Below are 21,592 nucleotides of genomic sequence, written 5' to 3' on the forward strand. Positions count from 1 at the left end.
CAGACCACCGCGCCGACCGTCGGTCACGCGGACTGCAGGGTCTGGGACGGCACCTCCCCGAACCGGGCCCGGTAGCGCTGTGCGAACCGGCCGAGGTGCGCGAATCCCCACTGGTAGGCCACGTCCGTGACGGTCACCGTCCCGGGGGCCGCGATGAGCAGTTGCTCCCGCACCCGCTGCAGCCTGACCTCGTGCACGTAATTCATCGGGGACATGCCAAGATTTTTGCGGAACGCCTCCTGCAGAGTGCGCACGCTCACCTGGGCGATGGCGGCGAGCTGGGCCACGTCGTAGGGCTCGGCGGGCCGCTCGCGCACCGCGTCCATCACCCGCTTGACGGCCGTGGGCCGCATGGACGGGGGTGGCGCCTCCAGCGCATCGCGGTACTGGTGGTCGCTCGACAGCAACAAGCCCTCCAGCAGGGCCTGTTCGATCCGGCCGGCGAACATCGGCTGCCGCAGCAGGCCATGGGGCACATCCCTTTCCTGCAGACACCACGACACCAGGTTCAGCCAGCTCCGCCCCGGGCCGTCGCCGACGTCGAAGGACGGCGTGAAGACCGGGCGGCGGTGTACCGGCCGGCCCAGCAGCCTCTCCAACTGCTGTACCAGCGCCGCCTTGTCGACGCTCACGTTGAACACGTCGGAGTTGGGCGCCCAGTCGTCGGTGAGGACGTCGCCCCCCGGATCAGTGACCACCGCGCGGCGAGGGCCGGCGTACGAGACCGGCATCTGGCCCTGCCGCACACTGAAGGAGCCGCTGACCGGCACCCCCACGTTGTAGTCGCCCAATGTGCCGGTTCGTCCCCTGATCTGCGCACCGAAGCTCAGCCTGCCGATCTTCAGTGCGCCCAGATCGACCACGGTAAGGCTGGCGGCAAAGTCACTTGCGTCTCCCCTCACGTCAAGCCGCAGATCGCTGAAGGCCATGGTGATCGCCGCCCTGATCTCGTTCAGGTCAGGCGTGAAGTAGCTTCCGAACACCACGGGATGATCCTGTCGCACCTCCATGTGAGCCCCCTCGTCCCCATCAGGATGGACCTGCCGGAGCGTCCTGCGCACGCCTTACGTCGGTTGTCGCGTCCACCGATGCCCGAGCCGCCCGCGGCGCCTCGCGTTCGGGTGTCTGCTCAGCACCTGGGCCTAACAATCAGGGAAACTCCCTCCCCCCGTGTCACTCCCCCCGCATAGAGTGCCAGGAGACGGACCGTTTCTGAACGCGTTCAGAAGTTCGGGAAGGGGTCCACGGGGAGGGGAACGCGCGATGCGCAAGGGGGCAAAGGCCACCATCGTCGGCAGTGTGTTCGCGGTGATGGTGGGGGGCGCCGGGTACGGCGCGTACAACGTGGTGTCCGCGATCAGCGGGGACGGGGCAAGCATCGGGTCGTCCGGGCCCGCGCCGGTGAAGACCGGGCCGCCGGGCGCCGACGAGGTCAAGGACGCGTCGGACGAGTTCTTCGCGGCCTGGGAGAAGGGCAACGCGGTCACGGCGGCGGCGCTGACGAACAACGACGCGGACGCGACGCCGGTGCTGGACAGCTACAGCGCCGCCGGACACATCACCGGGGTGCGGATCACGCCGGGCACACCGTCCGGTGCGACCGTGCCGTTCTCGGTGAAGGCGACGGTGTCCTTCGACGGGAAGAGCAAGCCGCTCTCGTACGACTCGAAGCTGACCGTCGTACGCGGGCTCACCACCGGGAAGGCGCTGGTCGACTGGCAGCCGTCGGTCATCCATCCCCAGCTGGAGAAGGGCGACACGTTCGTCACGGGCGAGGCGGCGGACCCGCCGATCGAGGCCGTGGACCGGAACAACGTTGTCCTGACCGCCGAGAAGTACCCGTCGCTGGGCCCGGTCCTGGACGAACTGCGCGGCAAGTACGGCCAGTCCGCGGGCGGCACGGCAGGCGTCGAGCTGGCGATCCGGCACGCGGACGAGGCCGCGGGCGACACGACGCTCCTGACCCTCGCGAAGGGCGAGCCGGGCAAGCTGCGGACGACGTTCAGCGCGAGCGTGCAGGCGGCGGCCGAGAAGGCGGTCAAGGAGTACGACAACTCCTCCGTGGTCGCAGTGAAGCCGAGCACCGGTGAGGTCCTCGCGGTCGCCAACAACCGTGCGGACGGCTTCAACGCGGCGTTCCTCGGCAAGGTGGCGCCCGGCTCCACGATGAAGATCATCACCGCGTCGATGTTCATCGACAACGGCGTGACCACGATGAACGGCCCGGCGCCCTGTACGCCGACCGCCGTCTGGCAGAGCCAGACCTTCAAGAACCTCACCGGCATGGAGCCCGACGAGAACGCGAGCCTCGCCAACAGCTTCATGCGGTCCTGCAACACCGCCTTCATCAACCTCATCGACGGCACCGACACGGCCCCGCTCACCGACGAGTCGCTGACGACCGAGGCGCAGACCCGGTTCGGCCTGGGCCAGGACAACTGGAAGACCGGCATCGCGTCCTTCGACGGGAGTGTCCCGGCCTCCGGCGGCCCGGACCGCGCTGCGAACGCGATCGGCCAGGGCGAGGTCCAGATGAACCCGCTGAACCTGGCCTCGGTGACGGCGACCGCCATCACCGGCACCTTCCGGCAGCCGGTCGTCGTGTCGCCCGAGCTCGACGACCGCCAACTGGCCACCGCCAAGGGGCTGCCGTCGAACACGGTCTCGCAGCTCCGCTCCATGATGAACGCCACCGCCGTCAGCGGCACCGCCGCCAAGGTCATGGCCGGACTCGGCGGCAGCATCGGCGCCAAGACCGGCTCCGCCGAGGTCGACGGCGAGGCCGTGTCCGACAGCTGGTTCACCGGCTACCGGAACGACGTCTCGGCCGCCGCGCTGGTCCAGGGCGGCGGCCACGGAGGCGACGCGGCGGGCCCGATCGTCGCAGCTGTGCTACGAACCGGCGGCTGAGTTCGTTCCTCACAGGGCGGGACCCTAGGGTGGTGCCCCTCGTTGAGGAGCATGTGGGCACGGGGGCATCAGGGGAAACAGCGGAGGACATTTACCTGTGGGCAACAGAAGACGCGTCGCCGAGGGCAAGAGCAAGAAGAAGACGAAGCCGGCCGTCCTCGGCGGGGTGATCGCCGTGGTCGTCGCGGGTGGGGCTTTCGGTGCCTACAGCCTGTACGGCGGTGACGCGGCGGCCGAGAACAGGGCGGCGACGACGACCGCCGACGACAAGGCCGTCAAGACCGGCCCGCTGTCCGCCGCCGAGGTGACCGCCGCGGCCACGAAGTTCCTCACCGCCTGGCAGGGCGGTGACGTCACGACGGCGTCCGCGGCCACCGACGACGCGGCGGCCGCCAAGACCCTGCTGACCGGCTACACCAAGGACGCGCACATCACCGGCGTGACGCTGACGAGCGGCACCCCGTCGGGAGCCGTCGTCCCGTTCACCGTCAAGGGCACGGTCACCTACGAGGACACGAGTAAGCCGCTCTCGTACGAGTCGAAGCTGACGGTCGTGCGACGGGCCGAGGACGGTGTTCCGCTGGTGAGCTGGCAGCCGTCCGTCGTGCACCCCGACCTCCAGGACGGCGACCGGCTGGTCACCGGCGAGTCCGGTACGCCCCCGGTCAAGGCCCTCGACAAGGAGGGAGGCGAGCTGACCACGGCCAAGTACCCGTCCCTGGGCACGGTCCTCGACGGGCTGCGCGAGAAGTACGGCAAGACGGCCGGCGGCAAGGCGGGTGTCGAGCTCCAGGTGATCCGCAAGGCCGCCGCGGAGGGCGAGGAGAAGACCCCCGACAAGTCGCTGCTGACGCTCAGCGAGGGCACGCCGGGGACCGTGAAGACGACGCTCAGCCCCACCCTCCAGGCCGCCGCCGAGAAGGAAGTGCTCACGAAGGCCAAGTCGTCAGTGGTTCTGATGAGCGCCTCGACGGGCGAGATCCTCGCCGTCGCGAATCAGAGCCACGGCTTCAACACCGCCTTCCAGGGCTCCCTCGCCCCCGGCTCCACGATGAAGGTCATCACGGCGTCGCTGCTCATCGAGCAGGGCCTCGCCTCGGCGGACGAACCGCACCCGTGCCCCAAGACCTTCACGTACGGCAACTGGAAGTTCCACAACGACGACGACTTCGAGATCAAGAACGGCACGTTCAAGGCGAGCTTCGCGCGCTCCTGCAACACCGCCTTCATCAGCCAGGCTCCCGAGCTGGAGGACGACAGCCTCACCAAGCAGGCCCAGCAGGTGTTCGGCCTCGGCCTGAACGACTGGGCCATCGGCGTCTCGTCCTTCGACGGCGCGGTGCCCGTGCAGTCGGAGGCGCAGATGGCGGCCTCGCTGATCGGCCAGGGCGGGGTCCGCATGAACCCGCTGAACATGGCGTCGGTCGCCGCCACGGTCAAGTCGGGCACCTTCCACCAGCCGTACCTGGTGGCCCCGACGGTGGACGACCGCGAGCTGGCCACGGCCTCCCGCACCCTGTCCGCGGACACCCTCTCCCAGCTTCGCGAACTCATGCAGTACACCGCCTCGTCCGGCACCGCCGCCGAGGCGATGTCCGGCCTCGGCCCCGACTACGGCGCGAAGACCGGCTCCGCCGAGGTCGACGGCCAGGACAAGCCGAACGGCTGGTTCACGGCGTACAAGGGCGACTTGGCGGCCGCGGGCGTCGTCCAGCAGGGCGGCCACGGGGGCGACACGGCGGGACCGATCGTCGCGGCGCTGCTGAAGGCGGGGAGCTAGCCACTCCCGCGCGGCGGGCGTGCCGGCCTTCCTCGCTCCAGCTGCGGGCAATCGTGCCGCTGGGGCGGCGCCCGTCCCAAAGGGGCGGCACCCCGTAAGCGCCGGGCTGCGCACCCACCCCGACGTCAACACCACCCCGGCCCACCCACCGGAACCCGTTCGCGTGCCCCGTACACCCACCGCTACGGTGCCCTTCATGACCGCACCAGAAGAGAACGCCGCCAACCCCCGTTTCGCCGAGGCCCTGCGTGAGCTGGGTCTCGGCGAACTGATCCCCCAGGTCCGGCGCTTCCCGGACGCGACCCGCACCGCCGCCGAGGCCGCCGCGGCGATCGGCTGCGAGCTGAGCCAGATCTGCAAGTCGCTGATCTTCGCGGCGGACGGGGTGCCCGTACTCGTCCTCATGGACGGCGCGTCCCGCGTCGATGTCGAGCTCGTGCGGCGGGAGTTGGGCGCCGAGAAGGTGACGCGGGCGAAGGCGGACCTCGTGCGGGAGACGACGGGGTACGCCATCGGCGGCGTGCCGCCCTTCGGACACCGCTCCAGGACCCGGGTGCTGGCCGACCGTTCGCTGCTCGACCACGAAACGGTGTGGGCCGCCGCGGGCACCCCGTACGCCGTCTTCCCGATGGACCCCAAGACCCTGATCGCCCACGCCGGCGGCACTGTGGTGGACGTGCGCGAGCAGACCCAGTGACCCCGCTGGTCACCGCGGCCGTCCTGCTCGCCGCGGTCACCCACGCATGCTGGAACGCGATCGCGCACCGCATCACCGACAAGCTGGCCGGCTTCACGCTGATATCGGGCGGCGGCATGCTGATCGGGCTGGTCATGGCGCCGTTCGTGCCGGTGCCCGAGTCCGGGGCGTGGCCGTATCTGGTCGGGTCGGCCGTGATCCACATCGCGTACTACGCCCTGCTGATGCGGTCGTTCCGGCTGGGCGATTTCGGCCAGGCCTATCCCATCGCCCGCGGCACGGCCCCCCTCGTCGTCACCGTGCTTGCGGCGGTATTCGCGCACGAGGTGCCCAACGGGTGGGCGGCGGCGGGGATCGCGCTGTCCTGCGCGGGGCTGACCGGCGTCGCGCTGTGGGGGCTCCGGGGGCATCGCCCCAACTGGGCGGCGATCGGCGCGGCGTTGGCGACGGGGGTGTCGATCGCCGCGTACACCGTCGTGGACGGCCTGGGCGTACGCGCCTCCGGCTCCTCGCTCGGGTACGTCGCCTGGCTGATGGCCATGGAGGGCGTCGTGATCCCGGCGTACGCGGCGTACCACTGGCGCGGCGAACTCGTCACCGTCCTACGCCCGTTCGCCACCCTCGGCCTGCTCGGCGCGGCCCTCTCCGTCGCCGCGTACGGGCTGGTCCTCTGGGCCCAGACCCGGGCGGAACTGGCCCCGATCGCGGCCCTGCGCGAATCCTCCGTCATCGTCGGCGCGGCCATCGGCGCGGTCTTCTTCAAGGAACGGTTCGGGGCGCCCCGGATCGCGGCGGCGGGGCTTCTGGTGGTGGGGATCGGACTGATGCTCCACACCGGGTGAATCGCGTACCGCGCGGCGAAGCGGGTCAGCTCCGCCCGTCGCCGACGCCGTGCCGGGCCCGCGCGATCGTCGGTTCCAGATCCGGGTCCGGGCGGCCATGGGTCTCGCCCACCTCGGAGTGCAGGTACGGACAGCTGCACGGGATTCCTTCCCGCCGAAGTCCGGTCCTAGACTCGGACCATGGACAGGACCGACCGCGCCGACCGGGTGATCGCCGCGTCACCGGCGACCGTCTACGGCGCCCTCATCGACCGGGAGTCCCTGGAAACCTGGTTGCCGCCTGAGGGCATGCGCGGACGGATCGAGCGGTGGGATCCCCGGCCCGGCGGCGGGTTCCGGATGGCCCTCACCTACCTCGACCCCGCCGGGTGCTTCAGCCTCCGAGGGCCCGCCGCACCGCCTCCACCAGCGCCTGTGCCCGCGCATCCGCCGTCACGCTCTTGCGGAAGCCGTTCGTGACGTACCCGAAGGCGATCCCCGACTCGGGGTCGGCGAAGCCGAGCGCGCCGCCGCGGCCGGGGTGCCCGAAGGAGCCCGGAGACAGCAGGGGGGACGCGCTGCCGTGGAGCATGTAGCCATGCCCGAAGCGGGTGTTGACGACCAGGACGCGGTCCGGTCCCGCGGACTGTTCCGCACGGGCCGCCGCGACGGTGGCCGGGGAGAACAGCCGCACGCCGCCCACCTCCCCGATCAGTGAGGCGTAGAAGCGCGCGAGGCCCTCCGCCGTGGCGATCCCGTTGGAGGCGGGGAGGACGGCCGCGCGGTAGGCGGCGTCGTTCTCGTCCGGCAGCGGGGTGATCGCGGCGAAGGCGCGGCGGGTCAGCGACGAGGGATCCGCGTACGCCTCGGAGACCGACCGCTTGGGCCGGGTCCGCAGACCGCCCGCCGTCGGCGGTGCCTCGACCTGGCCGACCCGGCCGACTCGTCCTGCCACCGCGTCGGGCAGCCCGACCCACAGGTCCAGTCCCAGCGGCCCGGCGATCTCCTCGGCGATCCAGTCACCCATCGAGCGCCCGCTCACCCGCCGTACGAGCTCTCCCGTCAGCCAGCTGTACGTCTGCGCGTGATAGCCGTGGTCGGTGCCCGGCTCCCACACCGGGGCCTGCGCGGCCACCGCCGCGGCCCCGCGATCGGGATCCGCCGCCTCGGCGGGTGTGAGAGGGCGGTCGAGGACGGGTACACCGGCCCGGTGCGTGAGGACGTGCCGTACGAGGGTCCGTTCCTTGCCCTGCGCCTTGAACTCCGGCCAGTACGCGCCGACCGGAGCGTCGAGGTCCAGTTGGCCGCGCTCGGCGAGCATGAGCAGTACGGCGGCGGCGACGCCCTTCGTCGCGGAGCGCACGATCTGCGCGGTGCCGTGCTCCCAGGGCTCGGCGCCGTCGACGTCCCGCGTGCCGCCCCACAGGTCGACGACCTTGTGCCCGTCGCGGTACACGGCGACGGCGGCGCCCCGGTCCCCGAGCGCCTCGAAGTTCGCCGCGAACGCCGCCCTGACCGGCTCGAAGCCCTCGGCCACTGTGCCGTTCACGTCCACGTCCGCACTCCCTGTTCCACTCGCCGGCAACGATCGGTGCAACCTTCACCGAGCACCCGCGATTCCTGCCCGCGCAGGATCGTGACCTCGATGTTCGGTCCGGGGGCTGCTGTCCCGGACCTCACCGGTGTGTCAATGGCGGATCGGGAGCGCCACGCGACCGCCCATCAGCCGGTTGACGAGGGCGAGCAGCAGATCCCGGCTCGCCCGTCGTTCGCGCAGGTCGCCCATGACCACGGGGACGGCAGGGTCGAGGTCGAGTGCGTCCTTGACCTCGGACACGGTGCGGTCCTGCTGTCCGTGGAAGCAGTTGACGCCGATCACGAACGGGACGCGGCGGCTCTCGAAGAAGTCGATCGCCGCGAAACTGCTCTCGAGTCGCCGGGTGTCCGCGAGGACGACGGCACCGAGGGCGCCGTGCACCAGGTCGTTCCACATGAACCAGAAGCGTTCCTGGCCGGGGGTGCCGAAGAGGTACAGGACGAGCTCTGAACTCACCGTGATCCGGCCGAAGTCCAGCGCCACGGTTGTGGTGGTCTTGTCCTCCACCCCGTCGAGGTCGTCCACTCCGAGGCCCGCGACGGTCAGCTGCTCCTCCGTGTTCAGGGGCGGGATCTCGCTCACGGAGCCGACCATGGTGGTCTTGCCGACGCCGAACCCGCCGGCGATCAGGATCTTCACCGCGGCGGGTGCCGTGGACGCCACCGCCTTCGACACCGGTACCCCGGTCTGCTGTTCGTCAGAGTCTGAGTAGGGCATCCTTCACCGCCTGAAGAAGAATCATGTCCGGTTCCTCGCCGGCCACCACCGTGAGCGGTGGCCGGATCGCCACTCGTCCGATGCCCAGCAGGTCGTCGACGAGGATCTTCGTGACCGCAACGGGCTGCCGCAGCATGGCGGAGACCTCGGCGAGCGCCACGGGTGTGCGGCACTGCTTCAGAATCAACCGGTGTTCGGGTTGCAGGCTGCGGTCGCCCTGCTGGTCGCCGAGGCCGGAGACAGTGGCGATCACCGTGATGAGGGTGAGGTCGCCCCGCACCGAGGCGGTGCGACCCTGGGTGATCGTGTACGCCCTGACCAGGCTGTCCTCGGAGTCATCGTCGTCCGCCGCCGCGTCGGCCCAGTGCCTCACTCACGTCCTCCCCCCGTTCCTGCCACGCCGGAGCGGGAGGATCCCCAGTCCTGCGTGAGCCCCTGGACGACCCGTACCTCGGTGCCCAGATGCTGTCCCACTTGCTGTACGAGGGTGTCTATCGCCACGGCCATCACCTCCGCGTCCACCTCCTGGTCCGCAACGACCGCCAGGTGGGTGCCCCGGCCGGCGGAGCTGATGAACAGCCACAGTTCGTCGAGTTCGACGATCAGTTGGCGGACCGCGCCGCCGCCGAACACCTCGCCGACTCCGCGCGCCAGGCTCTGCTGCCCGGTGGCGATGGCGGCCAGCCGTTCGGCGTCGACCCGGGCGATGCTGCTGGACTGACTGACGAGCAGACCGTCGTCGGACAGCACGACGGCGTTCCGGGTGCCGGGAACCTGGTCGACCAGACGATCGAGCAGCCAGTCGAGGTCAGAGTTGGTGGCGGTGCTTCGCAGAGTCATCGTCCGTCTTCCTTCCGGGTCCGTTCGGGTCCCGGTGCGGGATCGTCGGGTTGGTGATCGGAGGTGTGTCTGAGCCGGGCGGCCCGGGACTGGCGTTGGAAGGCGCCGACAGTGGCGCCGGGGCGTGCCCCGTTCCGACGGGGCAGGGGCTGGGCTTCGGCCGGGTCCGTGTACGGCGTCTCGGGGCGCGCGGGGGGAGGCTGCCGGAGTTCGGTGGCGAGGCTGGCCTGCCGGACCCGCCGGGGCAGTGGGTCGTTGGCCTGCCTCGCAGCCGGAGCCGGAACCGGAACCGGAACCGGAGCGGGCCGGGCGTGCGGCTCGATCCAGGGACCGACGAGCGGACGGGTGAACTCCTCCCGGTCGCCGGGCCGGAGCCGCGGCCGGAGATCGGAGTGGGTGTCGGCCTGTGTGGACGTGCTGTGCGGCGCGAGCTGGTCGGGGTAGGCATGCAAGGCGTCGGTCGGGTTCTCCTCCGGGAGCGGTCCGCCGTCGGTGATCAGCTCCCCGGGCACCAGGACGACCACCCGGGTGCCCCCGAAGGACGAGGGCCGTAGCTCCACCTTGAGACCCAGGTTGGCGGAGAGCCTGGCCACGACGTAGAGGCCCAGCCGGGCGTCGTCGGCGCGGGACATGACGTCCATCCGGGGCGGCTGGGCCATCAGGGCGTTGGCCGCGTCGTACTGCTCGGGCTCCATGCCCATGCCGCGGTCCTCGATCTCGATCGCGACGCCGCGGCCCACCTGGGACACGGTCACCTCGACCGGCGTCGGCGGCTTGGAGAAGGACACCGCGTTCTCCATCAGCTCCGCCAGCACGTGTGCCACGGGACCGACGGCGCGCTCGGACAGCCAGGCCTCGCCGTCGATGTCGATCCGGATGCGGCGGTAGTCCTGCACCTCGCTCTGCGCGGAACGCAGGACGTCCAGCAGGAGGACGGGCCTGCGCCAGCGGCGCTGCGGTTGGCCGTTGCCGAGGATGACCAGGTTCTCCTCGTAGCGGCGCAGCCGGGCAGCCAGGTGGTCGAGGTCGAAGAGACCTTCGAGGACCGCGGGGTCCTCGTGCTGGCGCTGCATCTCACCGAGCCGCCTGAGCTGCATGCCGATGAGCAACTGGGTCCGCCTGGCGATACGTTGCAACAGGCGCTCGAAGCCGCGGTACAGCTCGACCTCTCGTACGGCGATCTCCAGGGACGAACCGCGGGCCTGGTTGAGGGCCTGGCCGAGCTGGCCGAGTTCGTCGTCGGCGTGGCGGATCTCCGGCAGTTCGGCGTCGGTGTCGACCTTCTCGCCCCGGCGCAGCCGCTCCACCATGTCGGGCAGCCGGCTCTGCAGTTCCAGGGCCTCCGAGCGGAGCGCGAAGATCCGCAGGCGCAGGATTCCGGTCAGACGCAGTGTGAACAGGAACAGCAGCAGCACCGCCGCCGCGCTCGCTACGGCTGTGATGATCAAGGTTTGCACCAGGCCGTCGAGTTCGCCGTTGGTGACGGCGTCGAGGTCCGAAGCGACTGCGTCGCCGGCCTTCTCCAGTTCGGGCGTGATGTCGGTGCGGACCTGCTGCCACTGTTGGCCGACCGAGGCGGCCACGGGGCTCCGGCCGGCGTCGTCCTCCTTGTCGGAGCTGAGGAGAGCCGTCTCGATCCGGGCCTTCTCCTTCCAGTCGGCACTGGAGAACACGCTCTCGTAGGCCTTGGCCAACGGCGCGGGCAGCTGCGCCACGATCTTGTCGTCGTAGATGTGCCGCTGGGCGCCGATCGCGTCGGCGAGCTGGAAGCGCTGTTCACTGGTGAGCCGGCCGCTCGCCGCCCCGGAGGCGATGACCGCGTCCTCGCGAGCGATCATCTCCAGGCCCCACAAGGCGTCGAACGTCGGCCGGCTGAGCTCGGCCTGTTCGCCGAAGCCCACGTTGCTGAAGCCCTCGAACATCTCCAGGTCCCAGGTGATGATCTCTGTGTAGTCGTCGAAGGTCTGCTCGGGGTCGGCGGATCCCCGGTCCAGGGCGTCACGCCGGCCGGGGAGTCGTTCCATGGCCAGGTCGAGCTTCCGGAACGTTTCGCCGAGGTCGTCCGGTACTGAACCGGACAGCGCGTCGAGGCGTCGCACGGCTGTGTCGGTGAGCCCACGCTGACGCGTCAGTTCGGACCGGTCCGCCTCGGGAGCCGACAAGGCCATCGAGGTCAGCCGCCGCTCCGTCTGCACAGCGGAGGCGACGTCGAGAAGCGGTTCGGTGAAGCGCTCTGTCGACCCCTGCCGGTCGTGCACCTCCCGCCACTCCCCGTACTGCTGGGCCGAGTTCGTCACTGCCAGGACGACCAGGACGAGGCAGGGCACCAAGGCGAGTGCGAACAGGATCGTCCGCAGCGACATCCGGCGCTTGGGAACCGTCTCTTGACCTGTCGGACGGCTCGCGGCTGGTGAGGTTCGGGCGTGGAGTGCCACTGGGGTTCCCGGCGTGTGAGTGATGACGGACCGTTACTGAAAGCGGTGGTCCGAGTCATGACAGGGGGGAGCCTACAGCCGGATAAACGATCTCAATACGGTTCGGCTGATAAGAACATTGACATTATTGTCCCGAACGGACCGCCCTGGGGCGTGGCTCTCTCCCAGCGGCCGGACGCAGCCTGCGGGTCCTCCCCGCCGAGCTGGACGTAGTAGGCGATGTGGATCGCGGCCGACGCGATGAGATACGGCCACGCCCAGGGAAGGTGCCACAACGGGCCACACTCAGCGCCCGTGGAATCGGTCACGCGCCCATCGTCACGGAGCGCGGGTCGAAGCCGAAGGGCAGCTCCAGACGGTGGGTGCGCATCAGCTCGTCGTCGGAGAGCAGTTCGCCGGTCCTGCCGTCGGCAGCGATCACGCCGTCGCTGAGGACGAGGGCGCGGGGGCACAGTTCCAGGGCGTACGGCAGGTCGTGCGTGACCATGAGGACGGTCACGTCCAACGACCGCAGGATGTCGGCGAGTTCGCGCCGTGAAGCCGGGTCGAGGTTGGAGGACGGTTCGTCGAGGACGAGGATCTCCGGCTCCATCGCCAGGACCGTCGCCACGGCCACCCGGCGCCGCTGCCCGAAGGAGAGGTGGTGCGGCGGGCGGTCGGCGAAATCCTCCATGCCGACCTGCTCCAGGGCCGCGCGGACACGCGCCTCCAGTTCGGCGCCCTTCATCCCCGCGGCGGCCGGCCCGAAGGCGACGTCCTCGCGCACGCTCGGCATGAAGAGCTGGTCGTCCGGGTCCTGGAAGACGATGCCGACCTTGCGCCGGATCTCCGCCATGTGCTGCTTGCCGACGGGCAGTCCGGCCACCGTCACGGTCCCGGCGCCGCCGTTCAGGATGCCGTTGAGGTGCAGTACGAGGGTGGTCTTGCCGGCGCCGTTCGGCCCGAGCAGCGCGACGCGCTCACCGCGGGCGACGGTGAAGTCGACGCCGAAGAGGGCCTGGTGCCCGTCGGGGTAGGCGAAGGCCAGTCCGGCGACTTGGAGAGAGGGGGTTGTCACAAGGTCCGTCACAAGGTCCATCCCAACAGACATACGGCGAGCGCGGCGGACGGGAGGGCGAGGGCGTAGGACCACTGCGCCCGGGAGGCGGTCACCTCGTCGATGACCGGCATCGAACCGGCGTACCCCCGGCTGATCATGGCGAGGTGCACGCGCTCCCCGCGCTCGTAGGAGCGGATGAACAGGGCGCCCGCGGACTTCGCGAGCACCCCCCAGTGCTTGACGCCGCTCGCCTCGAAGCCGCGCGACTCCCGCGCGATCCGCATCCGCCGCATCTCGTCCGCGATGACATCGCCGTACCGGATCATGAAGGACGCGATCTGCACGAGGAGGGGCGGGAGCTTCAACCGCTGCAGGCCAAGGAGCAGTTCGCGCAGTTCGGTGGTGGAGGCGAGGAGTACGGAGGCGGCGACGCCCAGGGTTCCCTTGGCGAGGACGTTCCAGGCGCCCCACAGCCCGTTCACGCTCAGCGACATGCCGAGGACGTCCACCCGCTCGCCCTCCGCGACGAACGGCATGAGCACCGCGAAGGCGACGAACGGGACCTCGATGAGCAGCCGCTTCAGCAGGAAGGGGGCGGGCACCCGGGCCTGGTGGGCGACCACCGCGAGGAGGACGGCGTAGAGCGCGAACGCCCACATCGCCTCGCGCGGCGTGGAGACGACCACGATCACGAAGGCGAAGGTGGCGGCGAGTTTGGTGTGCGGGGGCAGGGCGTGCACGCGCGAGTGGCCGCGCCGGTAGAGCTTGTGGGCGTGGCCGGCGCCCATGTCAGGCGACCTGCGAGGGTGACACTTCGGTCGCCTCGGCCGTACGGCGCTTGCGGACCGCCCAGAAGACGCCGGTGCCCGCGACGACGGTGACGCCGACGCCGATGACGCCCGCGAGGCCGCCGGAGAGCCGGGCGTTCGAGACGTCCTTGACGCCGTAGTCGGCGAGCGGGGAGTCGGCGGCGGCGTGCTCCTCCACGTTCTTGTCGATGCCCTTGTCCGTGGCGACCTTCTCCAGGCCGTCGGGGCTGGCGGAGGCGTAGAAGCTGACGAACCCGGCGAGGACCAGGGAGGCGACGAGCCCGGTGATCCACACCTTGCGGTGGGAGGTGCGGGCTGCGACGGGGGCGGGAGCGGCCTCGGGCGCGTCGACCAGCTCACCGTTGACGCGCAGCTTCAGCTGCTGGGTGAGGCCACGCGCTCCGTACACGAGATCCGGTCGTACGGCGATGACGGCGCCGACAGTGAGCGCGGTGATCGCGGCCTCGCCGATGCCGATGAGGATGTGGACGCCGACCATGGCGGTGGCGACCTTGTCGATCGAGACGTCGGTGGTGCCGCCGAGCGCGTAGATGAGGGTGAAGGCGACGGCGGCTGCCGGTACGGAAAGGAGCGCCGAGACGAAAGCGGCGGCGGTGATGGAGCGGCGTCCGCGCGGGAGCACCTTCACCAGGCCGCGGAAGACGGCGTACGCGACGACCGTGGTGACGATCGCCATGTCCGTGATGTTCACGCCGAGCGCGGTGAGGCCGCCGTCCGCGAAGAGGATGCCCTGCATCAGCAGGACGACGGAGACGCAGAGGACCCCTGTGTAGGGGCCGACGAGTATCGCCGCCAGCGCACCTCCCAGCAGGTGTCCGCTGGTCCCGGCCGCGACCGGGAAGTTCAGCATCTGCACGGCGAAGATGAAGGCGGCGACCAGGCCGGCGAGCGGCGCGGTCCTCTCGTCCAGCTCGCGGCGCGCCCCTTTGAGGCTCACGGCGATGGCACCGGCGGCGACTACTCCGGTGACCGCGGAGACGGGAGCGTTGATGAATCCATCTGGCACATGCACCGTACGAGGATAGCGCCTTGTTGCGAAGGGTTCGCAAGAGCGGGATGGCCACGAATAAGCGGGCGGGTATCGGGCAGGAGCACTGGGAGAGGTCCTGAGGAGGTCAGGCGCGCGCCGGCAGCGGAAGCGGAATCCGCCGAGTGTGCGACATTGGAGAGGTGACGGATTCACAGATTCCGCACAGGTTACGCAGCGTAAGGAGTCGGCTCATGTCCGCTGTCGAACAGTACGCACGGGCTCACATCGTCACCGACACCGCGGACACCGCCGCCGACGAACACCGGGCCGTCCCGATCGCCCTTCGCTACGACCCCGAGGCCGACCCCCGCCAGGTGCACGTCACCCTGCCCGGGCCCCACGAGTGGGTCGTGGCCCGCGAGCTCCTCGAACAGGGCCTCCGCGTTCCCGTCAGCAGCGGCGACATCCGCGTCTGGCCCTGCGGCCGCGTCCAGGCCGTCATGGAGTTCCATTCCACGGAGGGCGTGGCGGTCGTGCAGTTCGAGTCGAAGACGCTGGTGCGGTTCCTGCGGCGTACGTACCTGGCGGCGGCGCCGGTGGCTCGCTGACGTATTGCCGGGACAGCGCTTCAGCCATGATCTACAGCTGAACGGCAGAATCAATGGCCCTTACCACATGCCCACCTGAACCCTCTCCCTTGCATTTCCAGACTGCCGCCTCCTGCAAATAACCCACGTGCAGACCGAGGCCGTGCTGACCGCAGACAGGCCAGACCATTCGATAGTGGCCCATAACAAACTCCTGCACCCCTTCCGCCATAACGCCCAGAACATCGGTCCAGTCCGGCGTCGAGACCTCCGTCGACTTGATGCGGACTACGCCGACCGGCCCAAATTCCGGGTCACGAAAGTAGTCGATGTAACAAAATTCCTCTCCATCGACCCTTTTCCCGATCTCCCCCTCCACTGACGCACTGACCAGCCGGAAGGCCGACCTCGCCAGCGAAAAGGTCCGCTCTGTCCAAAGTTCACAGAATTCCCTTTCCGGAATTCCTCCGAATTCGCCGTACAGCTCAGACATCCACGCCACTACCTCTGCCGAGACGTTGTCCCCGTACCGCCAGACGGCTCGCAGCATCCTGTCCTGCCAGTCCGAATAGTTCGACATCCTCACCGCTTTCCGATTGGCATCACTCGGTCAAGGTTCCCCCAGCGCTCCGCATCGAGGTTACGGACACCCGAGGTGACCGACTCCCCCGGCTCAACCCGCCGGAGCCGCACGCGGATTCAGGGCGCGACCTGTTGTTCGTGCACGCGCTCAGGACTCATCACGATTCGTGATCGCCACCAGAGCGGATTGCGTCTGGGACGGCCCGCCCTCCGGTGCTGGACTGATCCGTGACGGACCGCCCGCCGTATGCGGAGCGGAACCCCTTTGACCTCAGGAAGTCCATGACGACCGCCCCGGCCCGCACCCCCTACGCACTGCTGCTCGCCGTGCTGTGCTCGCTCAACGCAGGTGGCCTGTTCGCCTCCGACATCAACCTCCCCGGCGTCCCCGCCACCGCACACGCCCTGGGCGCCCCGGTCTCCTCGGTCCAGTGGACTTTCAGCGCCTTCATGGTCGGGATCGCGGTTTCCCAGGCGGTGTACGGGCCGCTGTCCGACGCCTACGGCCGCAAGCGCGTCATCGTGTCCGGACTCGGCGTCTTCATCGTCGCCTCCCTGATCTGCGCGGCGGCTCCCGGCATCGGCGTCTTCGGAGCCGGTCGGCTGCTCCAGGCACTCGGCGCCGGCTCGGGCATGGTGATCGGCCGCGCGGTCATCAGCGATCTGTACGAGGAGAAGGACGCGGCCCGGATGTTCGCCACCGTCATGCCGATCGTGGGCGTCTCCCCCTCCGTCGCCCCGCTGGTCGGCGGTTACCTGACCACATACGTGAGCTGGCGGGCCCCCTTCGTGGTGACCGCGCTCATCGGAGCCCTGACCCTCGTCGCCATGATCGGCTGGGTGCCCGAGAGCCTGCCGCCGGAGCGGCGCAGCCGGCACCTGGGCGCCACGCTGCGCGGCTACCCGCGGCTGCTCACCCGCCCCCTCTTCTGGGCATACACGCTCAACCTGGTGGTGGCGTACGGCGGTTACTTCGGCTACCTGGCCGCCTCCCCGCTGATCTTCGAGCGGATGGGGCTGGCCACCGTGACCACGAGCTACTGCTACATCAGCGTCTCGATCGCCTATGTGGCGGGCAATCTGACCTCGCGCGCCCTGGTGCGCACCCGCGCGATCGACCGGCTCCTGTGGTGGGGGCACGGCTTCTTCCTTGCCGGGGCCCTGATGATGCTGGCGCTCGGGCTCAGCGGAGTGGGCGGGCGCTGGGGGCTGCTGGTCCTGGTTTTCATGCCGGTGATGACCTTCGGGAACGGGTTCCTGCTGCCGCTGTCCATGAGCGCGGGAGTCACCGCCTTCCGGTCCACCGCGGGTTCCGCCTCCGGCCTGATGGGCGCGCTCCAACTGCTCGGCGCGTCACTCGGCATCCTCACGGTCAGTCAGCTGCCCGCAGGGGACCTGTTCGGCCTCGGCTGGTACGTCGTCATCACCTCCCTGTTGGGAATCGTGGCCTTCGGGTCCCTCCTGCGGTCGGCCGCGCGAGGGAGGGCGGCCGAGGAACCCCCAGCCCCTGTGGTGCGGGCGGGGGTGGCAGGGTAGACGTTGGGTAAGTTTCGGTCGCGAATTCCGCGGAACATGAGAAGATCCCCTCCGTGTCAGTGACCCCGCATCGCAGCGGGTACGGGGGGCTCAGTGGAATTGCGTCAGATCCAGTACTTCGTGGCCGTGGCCGAGGAATTGCATTTCGGCCGGGCCGCCGAGCGTCTCAACATCGGACAGCCGGCGGTGAGCCAACAGATCCGGCGGCTGGAACGGGAGTTGGGTGCGGATCTGTTCGACCGGTCCCGGCGAAACATCCAGCTCACTCCGGTCGGCCGCGAGCTCCTGGCCGAGGGTCAGGAAATCCTCCGGGCAGTCGACGCCTTTTCGGCCAAGGCCAGAAAAGCGGTGGCGCGGGAGAGCGACACTTTCCGGCTCGGTATCAGTTCGGCGCTCGGGACACGTCTCGACTATTTCCTGGACGCCCTGCCCCGAAACGGTTCGAGAATCCGCTTCGAATTCCAGACGCTCGGCGTGCAGGAACGTCTGGAGGAGCTGCGCTCCGGCGCGCTGGACGCCGCCTTCATCCGCGGAGTCGAGAGCGTACCGGGGCTGAAGCTGCTCACCCTGTGGTACGACCCGCTGATGGTGGCCCTGCCGGCCGCCCACCCCTTGGCCGAGAAAGCAGCTCTTGACCTACATGATCTTGCCGACATCCCACTGCGCATCGCCGACCGGGGCCAGAACTCGGTGCTCTACGACTCGGTGCTGTTCGCCTGCCGGGAAGCCGGCTTCGAGCCACTGATCGGCCCGCCCTTCACCGGCCTTCAGGACACCCTGGCCGAGATCGGCGCAGGCTCGGCCGGCTGGACCCTGGTGTATCCGACGGCGGTGAGTGCGGTGACCTCGCGGCGCGTCGCGATCAGAAAGCTCGCCAGGTTCCCGATCACCATGCGAATGTCGCTCGCGGTCCGCCCGGACGGTGATCAGCAGTGGACGTCGACGCTCTCCGAAGCCTGTTCCCGCGTGCGCCTACAGGTCGCCGAGGAGAATTCGGTCATCCTCGGTGAACTTCCCTGAACACTTCCTGAGCACATCCCCGAGCACATCCCCGAGCACTTCCCCGAGCAAGTCCGGGCCTGTGCGGCCGTGATCCTGTCCAGGAATCCGCCGTACGCTGGTAAGCCTCCACCTCATTCGCACCACCGCACCACCGCACCACGGACAGCAGTGCGGGGCGCCCCACCTCGCAGGTGGGACGCCCCGTCAGCTGTTACGCGGCGAGCCTCAGGCCCGTAGAACGGTTATGCGCGCACCAGCTCCCGGTCCTCGTCCCTGCCGCGCCGCTCCTCGTCCAGCTTGCGCAGGCCCTCGCCCTCGACGTCGACGTTCGGAAGGGCGCGGTCGAGCCACTTCGGCAGCCACCAGGCCTTCTTGCCGAGCAGGGCCAGGACCGCCGGGACGATCGCCATGCGGACGATGAAGGCGTCGAAGAACACCGCGATCGCGAGGCCGAAGCCGATCATCTTGATCATCGACTCGGTGGAGCCGATGAAGCCGCCGAAGACGGCCATCATGATGACAGCGGCCGCGGTGACGACGCGGGCTCCGTGGTTGAAGCCGGTCACGATCGCCTGGCTGGGCTTCTCGCCGTGGACGAACGCCTCGCGCATGCGCGTCACGAGGAAGACCTCGTAGTCCATCGCGAGACCGAAGACGACGCCCACCATGAAGATCGGCATCATCGACATGATCGGGCCGGTCTCCTCGACGCCCACCAGGCCGGCGAACCAGCCCCACTGGAAGACCGCGACGACGGCACCGAGCGCGGCCAGCACCGAGAGCAGGAAGCCGAGGGCCGCCTTCAGCGGGACCAGGATCGAGCGGAAGACCACGATCAGGAGGAGGAAGGCTAGGCCGACGACCAGCGCCAGGTACGGGAGCAGCGCGTCGTTGAGCTTCTGCGAGAAGTCGATGTTCATCGCCGTCGTGCCGGTGACCAGCACCTGCGCTCCGGTGTCCGCCTTGAGTGCGCCGCCCGCGTCACGGATGGCGTACACCAGGTCCTCGGTGGTGATCGAGGACGGCTTGGAGTCCGGGATCACAGTGATCGTCGCGGTGTCCCCGGCCTCGTTGAGCGGTGACGGGATCACCGACACGACGTCGTCGAGGCCCTTGACCTTGTCGGACACCGTGGTGACCGCGCCCTCCGGGTCCGTGGCCCCCTTCGCGTCCACGACGACCATCAGCGGTCCGTTGAAGCCGGGCCCGAAACCGTCCGACAGCAGGTCGTACGCCCGGCGCTGAGTCGTGGACGTCGGCTGTGAACCGTCGTCGCCCAGGCCCAGTTCGAGCGAGGCCGCCGGAATCGCGGCGGCGCCGAGCGCGACCACGCCGAAGAGGAGGACGGCGACCGGACGGCGTACGACGAAGCTCGCCCAGCGGGTGCCCATGTTGGGCCTGCCCTCCTTCTTGGCGGCGCGCCCTCCCCCGAGCAGCCTGCTCTTCCTGCCCGCGGGCTGGACCTTCTTGCCGACGTAACCGAGCAGCGCCGGGATCATGGTGAGAGCGATCAGTACGGCGATCACGACCGTGCCCGCCGCCGCGACACCCATCTTCGTCAGCATCGGGATGTTCACGACCGACAGGCCGACCAGGGCGATGACCACGGTGAGACCTGCGAAGACGACCGCGGAGCCCGCCGTGCCGACGGCCCGCCCGGCCGCTTCCTCGCGTTCGCGGCCCTCGGCCAGCTCGGCCCGGTAGCGGGAGACGATGAACAGCGCGTAGTCGATGCCGACCGCGAGCCCGATCATCATCGCGAGTGTGGAGGTGGTGCTGCCGAGGTCGAGCGTCTTGGCCAGGGCGGTGATCGTCGAGATGCCGATGCCCACGCCGATCAGCGCGGTCAGCAGCGGCAGTCCGGCCGCGATCAGCGAGCCGAAGGTGATGACGAGGACGACCGCGGCGACCGCGATACCGATGATCTCGGTGGACCCGGTCTCGGGCGCGGCCTGGAGCGCGTCACCGCCGATCTCGACGGTCAGCCCGCCGGCCCGTGCCTCCTTCGCCGTGTCCTCCAGGGCCTCCTTAGAGGAGTCCTTCAACTCCATGCCGGAGACCTTGTACGAGACCTGCGCGTAGGCGACCGTCCCGTCCTTGGAGATCGACTTGGCCTTGTAGGGGTCCGTGACGGAGGTGACCTCGGTACCGTCGCCGAGTGCCTCGACGGCCTTCTCGACGGTCGCCTTGTTCTCCGCGTCCTCCATCTTCTCGCCGCTGGGCGCCTTGAAGACGACTCGCGCGGTAGCTCCGTCGGCGCTCATGCCGGGGTTGCGCTGCTCCAGCAGGTCGAAGGCCTTCTGCGCCTCCGTGCCGGGTATCGAGAAGGAACTGGTGCCCGCGGCGGGTGCACTTGCCGCGCCGACACCAGCGAGGGTGAGCAGCGCCACCCAGATCAGGGCGACGAAGTGCCGTCGCCTGAAGGCGAATCGGCCGAGTTTATAGAGAAACGTAGCCACGAGGGCGTACTCCCGGTCAGGTCGTGGGATGGCAGGGGCCTGGTGCGATCACCCGCTGGGGAACGGGTGAGGGCAGGAGGGATCAGCCCGACGACGTGAGCGGTCGCGTCAGGTACAACTGCAGGGAATGGCAAGGGGGTTGAGGGTTCAGGCGCAGAGGGCAGGGAGGACCACCGCGTCGACGTACGAGGTGAGGAAGGCCTGGCTCGGCGGCAGTTCGTCGATCATGGTACGGGCCGCGAAGCCACCCATCATCATGTGCATCACGTAGTCGATCGCGGGGTTGTCCGGACGGACCTCACCCCGGTCGATCGCGCGTTGCAGCACGCGCCGCACCTCCGCCATCTCCGGCTCGATGAGCAACTCCCTGAAGGCGCGCCGGAGATCGGGGTTCGTGTGCATCGCCACGGCAAGACCCCGCATCAGCGCGGAGTTCTGCTCCATGTGACAGTCGTCGTCACGCGTGACCATCGCATGGAAGTCACCCCGCAGGGACCCGGTGTCGACGGCGCCGAGATGGACCGGCTTCCCATGCCGCATCGCCCTGGCGACGAGCTCCGCCTTGCCGCCCCACTGGCGGTAGAGGGTGGCCTTGCTCGACTTCGTGCGGGCGGCGACGGCGTCCATCGTCAGGGCGTCGTAACCGACCTCCCGGAGCAGGTCCAGCACAGCCGCGTACAACTCGGCCTCACGCTCGGGCGTGATCCGACTGCGTCGCGCCGTTGCGGCTTCAGTCATCGCACTCTCCTTCTCCTGCTCGGCGCACGGAGCGGGGAACTCCGGACGACGC

Annotated in this window: 20 protein-coding genes; 8 read left to right on the plus strand and 12 right to left on the minus strand. The window is 69.5% G+C overall.

Features of this window, described 5'->3' with window-relative positions:
- Window positions 1–23: 23 nt before the first annotated feature.
- Window positions 24–1,010, minus strand: a complete 987-nt coding sequence (locus ACFYPC_RS15785) for an AraC family transcriptional regulator (RefSeq protein ID WP_388675625.1) — start codon at window positions 1,008–1,010, stop codon at window positions 24–26.
- Between the two features lie 253 nt (window positions 1,011–1,263).
- Between ACFYPC_RS15785 and ACFYPC_RS15790 the strand changes: the two genes are divergently transcribed.
- The 5 genes from ACFYPC_RS15790 to ACFYPC_RS15810 all read left to right on the plus strand — a co-directional run bounded on the left by ACFYPC_RS15790 (window position 1,264) and on the right by ACFYPC_RS15810 (window position 6,688).
- Entirely contained in the window at window positions 1,264–2,910 is a 1,647-nt protein-coding gene (locus ACFYPC_RS15790) for a penicillin-binding transpeptidase domain-containing protein (RefSeq protein WP_388675627.1), read from the plus strand.
- A 97-nt stretch (window positions 2,911–3,007) separates the two neighbouring features.
- A complete protein-coding gene (locus ACFYPC_RS15795; RefSeq protein ID WP_388675630.1) occupies window positions 3,008–4,690 on the plus strand; it encodes a penicillin-binding transpeptidase domain-containing protein in 1,683 nt (560 codons plus the stop codon).
- Window positions 4,691–4,886: 196 nt separating this feature from the next.
- Window positions 4,887–5,387 carry a YbaK/EbsC family protein gene (locus ACFYPC_RS15800; RefSeq protein ID WP_388675632.1) on the plus strand — a complete coding sequence of 167 codons (501 nt, stop codon included), beginning with the start codon at window positions 4,887–4,889 and terminating at the stop codon, window positions 5,385–5,387.
- Entirely contained in the window at window positions 5,384–6,229 is an 846-nt protein-coding gene (locus ACFYPC_RS15805; RefSeq protein WP_388675635.1) for an EamA family transporter, read from the plus strand. The genes ACFYPC_RS15800 and ACFYPC_RS15805 overlap by 4 nt, the downstream gene beginning before the upstream one ends.
- Before the next feature lie 180 nt (window positions 6,230–6,409).
- A complete protein-coding gene (locus tag ACFYPC_RS15810) occupies window positions 6,410–6,688 on the plus strand; it encodes an SRPBCC domain-containing protein (RefSeq protein WP_388675637.1) in 279 nt (92 codons plus the stop codon).
- On the opposite strand, the gene ACFYPC_RS15815 is transcribed toward ACFYPC_RS15810, so the two are convergent.
- The 8 genes from ACFYPC_RS15815 to ACFYPC_RS15850 form a co-directional block, all read right to left on the minus strand.
- Entirely contained in the window at window positions 6,603–7,763 is a 1,161-nt protein-coding gene (locus tag ACFYPC_RS15815; RefSeq protein WP_388675639.1) for a serine hydrolase domain-containing protein, read from the minus strand. The genes ACFYPC_RS15810 and ACFYPC_RS15815 overlap by 86 nt on opposite strands.
- A 132-nt stretch (window positions 7,764–7,895) precedes the next feature.
- Window positions 7,896–8,522 carry an ATP/GTP-binding protein gene (locus tag ACFYPC_RS15820; RefSeq protein WP_388675641.1) on the minus strand — a complete coding sequence of 209 codons (627 nt, stop codon included), beginning with the start codon at window positions 8,520–8,522 and terminating at the stop codon, window positions 7,896–7,898.
- Window positions 8,503–8,895, minus strand: a complete 393-nt coding sequence (locus tag ACFYPC_RS15825) for a DUF742 domain-containing protein (RefSeq protein ID WP_388675643.1) — start codon at window positions 8,893–8,895, stop codon at window positions 8,503–8,505. Before ACFYPC_RS15825 ends, ACFYPC_RS15820 begins: the two co-directional genes overlap by 20 nt.
- Window positions 8,892–9,362, minus strand: coding sequence for a roadblock/LC7 domain-containing protein (locus ACFYPC_RS15830; RefSeq protein WP_388675646.1), 471 nt, complete (start codon window positions 9,360–9,362; stop codon window positions 8,892–8,894). Before ACFYPC_RS15830 ends, ACFYPC_RS15825 begins: the two co-directional genes overlap by 4 nt.
- Window positions 9,359–11,725 carry a nitrate- and nitrite sensing domain-containing protein gene (locus ACFYPC_RS15835; protein ID WP_388675648.1) on the minus strand — a complete coding sequence of 789 codons (2,367 nt, stop codon included), beginning with the start codon at window positions 11,723–11,725 and terminating at the stop codon, window positions 9,359–9,361. Before ACFYPC_RS15835 ends, ACFYPC_RS15830 begins: the two co-directional genes overlap by 4 nt.
- Before the next feature lie 376 nt (window positions 11,726–12,101).
- Complete coding sequence (locus ACFYPC_RS15840) at window positions 12,102–12,875, minus strand: energy-coupling factor ABC transporter ATP-binding protein (RefSeq protein ID WP_388675651.1); 774 nt, start codon at window positions 12,873–12,875, stop codon at window positions 12,102–12,104.
- A complete protein-coding gene (gene cbiQ / locus ACFYPC_RS15845; protein WP_388675654.1) occupies window positions 12,863–13,624 on the minus strand; it encodes a cobalt ECF transporter T component CbiQ in 762 nt (253 codons plus the stop codon). Before cbiQ ends, ACFYPC_RS15840 begins: the two co-directional genes overlap by 13 nt.
- 1 nt (window position 13,625) lies before the next feature.
- A complete protein-coding gene (locus ACFYPC_RS15850; protein WP_388675656.1) occupies window positions 13,626–14,678 on the minus strand; it encodes an energy-coupling factor ABC transporter permease in 1,053 nt (350 codons plus the stop codon).
- A gap of 209 nt (window positions 14,679–14,887) precedes the next feature.
- On the opposite strand from ACFYPC_RS15850, the gene ACFYPC_RS15855 reads away from it, so the two are divergent.
- A complete protein-coding gene (locus ACFYPC_RS15855; RefSeq protein ID WP_388675659.1) occupies window positions 14,888–15,244 on the plus strand; it encodes an SsgA family sporulation/cell division regulator in 357 nt (118 codons plus the stop codon).
- Between the two features lie 31 nt (window positions 15,245–15,275).
- On the opposite strand, the gene ACFYPC_RS15860 is transcribed toward ACFYPC_RS15855, so the two are convergent.
- The gene (locus ACFYPC_RS15860) at window positions 15,276–15,716 is read right to left on the minus strand and encodes a hypothetical protein (RefSeq protein WP_388675661.1); all 441 of its coding nucleotides are present in this window, start codon (window positions 15,714–15,716) and stop codon (window positions 15,276–15,278) included.
- A gap of 371 nt (window positions 15,717–16,087) precedes the next feature.
- On the opposite strand from ACFYPC_RS15860, the gene ACFYPC_RS15865 reads away from it, so the two are divergent.
- A complete protein-coding gene (locus ACFYPC_RS15865) occupies window positions 16,088–17,341 on the plus strand; it encodes a multidrug effflux MFS transporter (protein WP_388675664.1) in 1,254 nt (417 codons plus the stop codon).
- A 93-nt stretch (window positions 17,342–17,434) separates the two neighbouring features.
- Window positions 17,435–18,361: a LysR family transcriptional regulator gene (locus ACFYPC_RS15870; RefSeq protein WP_388675666.1), complete on the plus strand. Its 927-nt coding sequence runs from the start codon at window positions 17,435–17,437 to the stop codon at window positions 18,359–18,361.
- A gap of 224 nt (window positions 18,362–18,585) precedes the next feature.
- On the opposite strand, the gene ACFYPC_RS15875 is transcribed toward ACFYPC_RS15870, so the two are convergent.
- Entirely contained in the window at window positions 18,586–20,802 is a 2,217-nt protein-coding gene (locus tag ACFYPC_RS15875; protein ID WP_388675668.1) for an MMPL family transporter, read from the minus strand.
- A gap of 147 nt (window positions 20,803–20,949) precedes the next feature.
- A complete protein-coding gene (locus tag ACFYPC_RS15880; RefSeq protein WP_388675671.1) occupies window positions 20,950–21,540 on the minus strand; it encodes a TetR/AcrR family transcriptional regulator in 591 nt (196 codons plus the stop codon).
- Between the last annotated feature and the right edge of the window lie 52 nt (window positions 21,541–21,592).

It is taken from the genome of Streptomyces sp. NPDC005808, assembly GCF_042871385.1.
In the GTDB taxonomy this organism is placed as follows: Bacteria; Actinomycetota; Actinomycetes; order Streptomycetales; family Streptomycetaceae; genus Streptomyces.

What these genes read in the sequence shown, in the direction of transcription:
- ACFYPC_RS15800 (WP_388675632.1), top strand. Translation starts at nt 4,887, where the DNA reads ATGACCGCACCAGAAGAGAACGCCGCCAACCCCCGTTTCGCCGAGGCC.
- ACFYPC_RS15835 (WP_388675648.1), bottom strand. Translation starts at nt 11,725, where the DNA reads ATGTCGCTGCGGACGATCCTGTTCGCACTCGCCTTGGTGCCCTGCCTC.
- ACFYPC_RS15840 (WP_388675651.1), bottom strand. Translation starts at nt 12,875, where the DNA reads ATGGACCTTGTGACGGACCTTGTGACAACCCCCTCTCTCCAAGTCGCC.
- ACFYPC_RS15785 (WP_388675625.1), bottom strand. Translation starts at nt 1,010, where the DNA reads ATGGAGGTGCGACAGGATCATCCCGTGGTGTTCGGAAGCTACTTCACG.
- ACFYPC_RS15790 (WP_388675627.1), top strand. Translation starts at nt 1,264, where the DNA reads ATGCGCAAGGGGGCAAAGGCCACCATCGTCGGCAGTGTGTTCGCGGTG.
- ACFYPC_RS15860 (WP_388675661.1), bottom strand. Translation starts at nt 15,716, where the DNA reads ATGTCTGAGCTGTACGGCGAATTCGGAGGAATTCCGGAAAGGGAATTC.
- ACFYPC_RS15810 (WP_388675637.1), top strand. Translation starts at nt 6,410, where the DNA reads ATGGACAGGACCGACCGCGCCGACCGGGTGATCGCCGCGTCACCGGCG.
- ACFYPC_RS15855 (WP_388675659.1), top strand. Translation starts at nt 14,888, where the DNA reads ATGTCCGCTGTCGAACAGTACGCACGGGCTCACATCGTCACCGACACC.
- ACFYPC_RS15830 (WP_388675646.1), bottom strand. Translation starts at nt 9,362, where the DNA reads ATGACTCTGCGAAGCACCGCCACCAACTCTGACCTCGACTGGCTGCTC.
- ACFYPC_RS15865 (WP_388675664.1), top strand. Translation starts at nt 16,088, where the DNA reads ATGACGACCGCCCCGGCCCGCACCCCCTACGCACTGCTGCTCGCCGTG.
- ACFYPC_RS15880 (WP_388675671.1), bottom strand. Translation starts at nt 21,540, where the DNA reads ATGACTGAAGCCGCAACGGCGCGACGCAGTCGGATCACGCCCGAGCGT.
- cbiQ (WP_388675654.1), bottom strand. Translation starts at nt 13,624, where the DNA reads ATGGGCGCCGGCCACGCCCACAAGCTCTACCGGCGCGGCCACTCGCGC.
- ACFYPC_RS15820 (WP_388675641.1), bottom strand. Translation starts at nt 8,522, where the DNA reads ATGCCCTACTCAGACTCTGACGAACAGCAGACCGGGGTACCGGTGTCG.